The 4,674-nt window shown below is 73.3% G+C and carries 5 protein-coding genes; all 5 read left to right on the forward strand.

Annotated features, from left to right (window positions below; genetic code table 11):
- Window positions 1-1,387 (forward strand): FecCD family ABC transporter permease (locus R1101_RS0116235; RefSeq protein WP_016934434.1); only part of this gene is annotated, 1,387 nt, incomplete at its 5' end.
- A complete protein-coding gene (locus R1101_RS0116240) occupies window positions 1,384-2,523 on the forward strand; it encodes a FecCD family ABC transporter permease (RefSeq protein ID WP_016934435.1) in 1,140 nt (379 codons plus the stop codon). The genes R1101_RS0116235 and R1101_RS0116240, both read left to right, overlap by 4 nt.
- Window positions 2,520-3,392, forward strand: coding sequence for an ABC transporter ATP-binding protein (locus R1101_RS0116245; RefSeq protein WP_016934436.1), 873 nt, complete (start codon window positions 2,520-2,522; stop codon window positions 3,390-3,392). The genes R1101_RS0116240 and R1101_RS0116245 overlap by 4 nt, the downstream gene beginning before the upstream one ends.
- A gap of 77 nt (window positions 3,393-3,469) precedes the next feature.
- Window positions 3,470-3,880 (forward strand): BlaI/MecI/CopY family transcriptional regulator, encoded by a 411-nt coding sequence (locus tag R1101_RS0116250; RefSeq protein WP_016934437.1) that lies wholly within the window; start codon window positions 3,470-3,472, stop codon window positions 3,878-3,880.
- 13 nt (window positions 3,881-3,893) lie between these two features.
- On the forward strand, window positions 3,894-4,674 hold a 781-nt coding region (locus tag R1101_RS0116255; protein WP_016934438.1), incomplete at its 3' end, for a M56 family metallopeptidase.

The raw sequence follows: 4,674 nt of genomic DNA on the forward strand, positions 1-4,674 counted from the left end.
CCGACGCGACCGCCCGCCCCACGCGGGCCGCCGGATCGCCGCCCTCTCGTGCGACCTCGCCCTCCTCGCCCTGCCCCTGCTCGTCGGCGCCCTGGTCGTCGACACCCTCGCCGACGCCAAGGGCGGCGGCCAGACCGACCGCATCGTCTTCGGCGGCGCTGCCCTGGTCGCCGCCGCCGGGCTGATGTGGTGGAACCACGGCTACCGCGCCGGCCGCACCGGACAGAGCCTGGGCCTGCAGTGGACCGGTCTCGTGCTGCGCGACCCGGCCACCGGCGGACCGGTCGGCACCCGCCGCGCCCTGCTGCGCCGTAGCACCGAGATCGTCACCGAACGCCACGCCCGCCACGACGACTTCACCCCGCGCCCCACCGACGGCAGCGTCGCCGCCCTGCGCCGCCGCCGCCTGCTCGGCCTGGCCGCCCTGACCGTGCTGCTCGTGCTCGGCGCGCTCGCCAGCATCGCCGTCGGTGCCCGCCCGATGAGCTTCGCGGAGGTCTTCCACGCCCTGGTCGTCAACGACGGCTCCGACACCGACGTGATCGTGCACTCGCTGCGCATCCCCCGCACCCTGCTCGCGCTGCTGGTCGGCACCGCCCTCGGCGTCGCCGGTGCCCTCATCCAGGGCCACACCCGCAACCCGCTCGCCGACGCCGGTCTGCTCGGCATCAACGCCGGCGCCGCCTTCCTGGTGGTGCTGTCGATCTACCTGTTCGGGCTGAGCAGCCCGGCGCAATATCTGTGGTTCGCCTTCGCCGGCTCCGCCCTCGCCAGCATCGTGGTGTTCGGCGTCGCGTCCATCGGCAACGGCCGCTCCAGCCCGCTGAGCCTGGCGCTGGCCGGCGCGGCCGTCGCGTTCTTCCTGCAGGCGATGATCCAGACCATCGTGCTGCTCGACCAGACCAGCCTCGACGGCTACCGCTTCTGGGTGGTCGGCTCCGTCGCCGGCCGCGGCATGGACGTCTTCTGGCAGGTGGCCCCGTTCATCGTCGTCGGCCTGCTCGTCGCGCTCGCCTCCACCCCGGCACTGAACCTGCTCAGCCTCGGCGAGGACGTCGCCCGCTCGCTCGGCACCGATGTCGTCACCACCCGGGTGATCGGCATCGCCGCGATCACCGTGCTCACCGGCGCCGCCACCGCCGCCTGCGGACCCATCGCGTTCGTCGGGCTGATCGTCCCGCACATCGCCCGCGCGGTGACCGGCCCCGACTACCGCTGGCTCGTCCCCTACGCCGGGCTGCTCGGCGGGGCGCTGCTCGTCCTCGCCGATGTCGTCGGCCGCATCGTGGTGCGCCCCGGCGAACTGCAGGTCGGTATCGTCCTCGCCCTCATCGGCGCCCCCTTCTTCATCGCCCTCGTCCGTCGCCGGAAGCTGGTGGCCCTGTGAACGACACCCCCACCCCCGCGCTCGCCCCGGACGAGCCGGCCACGACGGGCCGGCGCCGCTCGCCCGTCCAGGTCTCCACCCGCGTGCCGGGCCGGCCCGCCTTCCGGCTCGGCTCCGTCTCGGTCGTCTGGCGCGCCCGCATGGTCGTCGTGTGCGCGCTGATCGTCGTCGCCACCGCCGTGCTGCTGTCGATCTCCCTCGGCCGCGGCGACTATCCGCTCAGCCCGCTGCAGGTCGTCGAGGTGCTCCTCGGCGGCGGCGAACGCCTCGACCGGTTCATCGTGTTCGACCTGCGGCTGCCGCGCGGCATCGCCGCCGTCGTCGTCGGCGCCGCCCTCGCCGTCTCCGGCGCCATCACCCAATCCGTCTCCCGCAACGCCCTGGCCAGCCCCGACATCCTCGGCATCACCGCCGGCGCATCCGCCGCCGCGGTCGCCCTGATCGTCGTCACCGGCGGCGGATCGATCGTCGGACTGCTCGCCACCCTCGGGCTGCCGCTGTCGGCGCTGCTCGGCGCGCTGCTCACCGCCGCCGCCATCTACGTGCTCGCCTGGCGGCGCGGCGCCGACGGCTTCCGGCTCGTGCTCATCGGCATCGGTGCCAACGCCATGCTCATCGCCCTGACCCAGTGGATGCTCGTCTCCGCCGACATCAACGACGTCAGCCGCGCCCAGGTGTGGCTGACCGGCTCGCTCAACGGCGTGTCGTGGAACCAGGTCGTGCCCGCCGCCATCGCCCTGCTCATCGTCGGCGGCTGGGCCGCCACCGCCTCCTTCACCGTCGGGGCGCTGCGCCTCGGCGACGACACCGCCCGCTCGCTCGGCGTGAAACTGCAGACCCAGCAGGCGCTGCTGCTCATCGCCGCGTGCACGCTCGCCGCCGTCGCCACCGCCGCCGCCGGCCCCGTCGGCTTCGTCGCCCTCGCCGCCCCGCAGATCGCCCTGCGGCTGGTCGGCTCGGCGGGCAGCCCGATCGTCGCCTCCGCCCTGACCGGGGCGCTGTTCGTCGTCGCCGCCGACCTGATCGCCCGCACCATCCTGCCCGTGCCGCTGCCCGTCGGCCTGGTCACCTCCGCGCTCGGCGGCCCCTTCCTGCTGTACCTGCTGGTGCGTTCCAACCGAAAGGTCTCCCGATGACCGACACCCACCCGACCCCCGCCCCGGCGCCCGGACGGATCGAGCACGCGGCGCCACGGCTGGTCGCCGAGCACATCGGCCTCGGCTACGGCGACCGGCTCATCGTCGACGACCTGGACCTGGCCATCCCCACCGGCGTCGTCACCACCGTCATCGGCCCCAACGGCTGCGGCAAATCCACCCTGCTGCGCGCCCTGAGCCGGCTGCTCGAGCCCCGCACCGGCACCGTGCTGCTCGACGGGCGCGACATCACCACCCTGCGCACCCGCGAGGTCGCCCGGGTGCTCGGCATGCTGCCGCAGGCCCCCCTCGCCCCCGAAGGCCTCACCGTCGCCGACCTGGTCGCCCGCGGCCGGCATCCGCACCAGTCCTGGTTCCGGCAGTGGTCCTCCGACGACGAGGACGAGGTCGCCGTCGCCCTCGAACGCACCGGCATCGCCGACCTCGCCGACCGGCCCATCGACGAACTGTCCGGCGGGCAGCGGCAACGCGCCTGGATCTCCATGGCGCTCGCCCAGGGCACCGACATCCTGCTGCTCGACGAACCGACCACCTATCTCGACCTGGCGCACTCGGTGGAGGTCCTCGACCTCGTGGACCGGCTGCACAGCGAACTCGGTCGCACCGTGGTGATGGTGCTGCACGACCTGAACCTGGCCGTGCGCTACAGCGACCACCTGGTGGTGATGAAGGACGGCCGCGTCGTCGCCTCCGGGGTCCCGTCCGAGGTGATCTCCGTGGAACTGCTGCGGGAGGTGTTCGATCTCGACGCCTCCGTCATCGACGATCCGGTGTCCGACCGGCCGCTGATCGTGCCCATCGGCACCCGCCACGTCTACGGCGCCGCCGGAGGTCCCCACCGGGCGTGACCAGGATCCCACCCAGGTCAGTCCCTACGACCAGGGGTAGTACGCACATTCGTCGGAGAAATCCGTAGAATCGACACATGGCAGCACTCGGCGAACTCGAACGCGCAGTGATGGACCACCTGTGGTCCACCCCCGAACCACAGACCGTCCGGCAGGTCCACGAGGCCCTCTCCGCCCGCCGCAATCTCGCGTACACCACCGTCATGACGGTCCTGCAGCGCCTCGCCAAGAAGAACCTCGTCATCCAGCAACGCGACGACCGCGCCCACCGCTACCTGCCGGTGCACGGCCGCGACGAACTCGTCGCCAGCCTCATGGTCGACGCCCTCGACCAGGCCGACGAGACCGCCGGTCGCGCCGCCGCCCTCGTCCACTTCGTCGGCCGCGTCGGCGCCGACGAAGCCGCCGCCCTGCGCGCGGCGCTGGCGAAACTCGAAGCGCACCACGGCGACGACAGCACCGGCCACGACACCGAGCGGGCCGGCTGACACACTCGATGTCATGAACGCGACCACGGCGCTGTTCTTCGGAACCACAGCGCTTCTCCTCGCCGGACCGGTGCCGGGGCTGCTCGCCCGCGCCACCTGGCCGCACCGCAACCCCCGGGCCGCCCTGGTGCTGTGGCAGTCCGTGGCGCTGGCGGCGGTGCTCTCCGCGTTCAGCAGCGGCCTGGCCATCGCGGCCCGGCTGCTCGCCCCCGGCGCCGACGGCCGCCCCACCACCGGCCCCCTCGAGGAAATCGACGCCCTCGGTCTGCCCCTGTGGCTGACCTACATCGTCGTGTTCGCCCTCACCGTGTTCATCGGTGCCCGCCTGATCTTCTCCGTACTGCGCGTCGCGGTGCGCACCCGCCGCCGCCGCTCCCGCCACCGCATGCTCGTCGACCTGCTCGACCGCCGCGAGAGCGGCGCCGCCGTCCGCCGCCACCCGCACGTACGCATCCTCGACACCGCCGACCCCATCGCCTACTGCCTGCCCGGACTGCGGCACCGCGTGGTGCTCAGCGAAGGCACCCTCGACAACCTCGGCGACGACGAACTGCGCGCGATCCTGCGCCACGAACACTCCCACCTCCGGGCCCGCCACGACCTCATCCTCGAGGCCTTCACCGCCGTCTACGAAGCGTTCCCCCGCGTCGTGCGCTCCGGCTCGGCGCTCGGCTCGGTGAAACTGCTCGTCGAACTGCTCGCCGACGACTCCGCCGTCCGCAAAAACCGGCCCGCCCCCCTCGCCCGCGCCCTCGTCGCCTGCGCCGGCGCCCACACCCCCACCGGAGCCCTCG

This window comes from Rhodococcus sp. R1101, from assembly GCF_000278445.1.
GTDB lineage: Bacteria > Actinomycetota > Actinomycetes > Mycobacteriales > Mycobacteriaceae > Rhodococcus > Rhodococcus gordoniae.

Excerpts from the sequence above, each read along its gene's own strand:
- R1101_RS0116245 (WP_016934436.1), top strand. The coding sequence starts at position 2,520 with ATGACCGACACCCACCCGACCCCCGCCCCGGCGCCCGGACGGATCGAG.
- R1101_RS0116250 (WP_016934437.1), top strand. The coding sequence starts at position 3,470 with ATGGCAGCACTCGGCGAACTCGAACGCGCAGTGATGGACCACCTGTGG.